Here is a 225-nt window from a genome sequence, read left to right on the forward strand (position 1 = left end):
AGTCCAACATTCTCGCCGGTGTTGACCCATCCTGTTGGCAGGCTCACCGATGTGGCAGGTGCCGATCCGCTAGCTGCTGGTGTGGTGCTGATCGTCACCACATAGGTTGTCGAAGGCGTTACGTTGTTGAAAATGTAATTACCCGATGCGTCGATCGGCGTGGTAGCCACGAACACGCCTGACTGAGTGAACAGGTTTGCATGTAGCGGCGTTCCTGATGGCGAC

General features: G+C 56.0%; 1 protein-coding gene. It reads right to left on the reverse strand.

Features of this window, described 5'->3' with window-relative positions; all coding sequences use genetic code 11:
- A partial coding sequence (locus AC2YIT_RS32270; protein ID WP_487281959.1) for a hypothetical protein occupies nucleotides 1-225 on the reverse strand: 225 nt, incomplete at both ends.

The sequence above is a fragment of the Dyadobacter sp. SRI_021 genome (genome assembly GCF_057586235.1).